This window comes from Carnobacterium sp., assembly GCF_032094055.1.
Lineage (GTDB): Bacteria > Bacillota > Bacilli > Lactobacillales > Carnobacteriaceae > Carnobacterium_A.
Genome location: NZ_DAMDAK010000137.1, coordinates 2,881 through 3,402 on the forward strand (window position 1 = coordinate 2,881; position 522 = coordinate 3,402).

Genomic DNA, 522 nt, shown 5'->3' on the forward strand with positions numbered 1-522 from the left:
AACCCGTATGATTTTTATAAATTAATATATGTATTATCTTATAAAAAAACTCAACAGGATTTATTCTGATGAGTTTTTTGGTTTATATAATTTATCAATAATTATTCTTTTTTCTCCGGCTGATAGGAAAGAATAACGACACCTGAACTGGTCGTTATTGTTTCGATCAGTTTTAAAGCCTTTGTATCGTTTCCGGTTTTAAAGAGACGCTTTCCGCTTCCTACGATAACGGGATTGACTATAAAGTGATATTCATCAATGAGGTCATGTTGCATTAATGTTTGTGTAAGATCACCACTGCCATAGATTAAAAGGTTCTGACCGGGCTGTTCCTTCAGTTTCGATATTTCTTCTATAACATTATCCTTGATAAGATTTGCATTCCATTCGGTTTTTTCTAAAGTTGTTGAAGCAACAAATTTAGGAATGCTGTTCATCTTATCAGCAAAACCTTCTTCATCAGTCATAGAAGGCCAGGCAGCTGCAAAACCTTGATAGGTTACTCGCCCTAGTAGAAGAGCT

1 protein-coding gene is annotated in these 522 nt (G+C 34.7%); it reads right to left on the bottom strand.

Going from position 1 to position 522, the window contains the following annotated elements; genetic code table 11:
• Window positions 1–101: 101 nt before the first annotated feature.
• Window positions 102–522, bottom strand: a 421-nt coding sequence (locus tag RT405_RS13290) for a dihydrofolate reductase family protein (RefSeq protein ID WP_313470331.1), incomplete at its 5' end; no start/stop codon positions are given.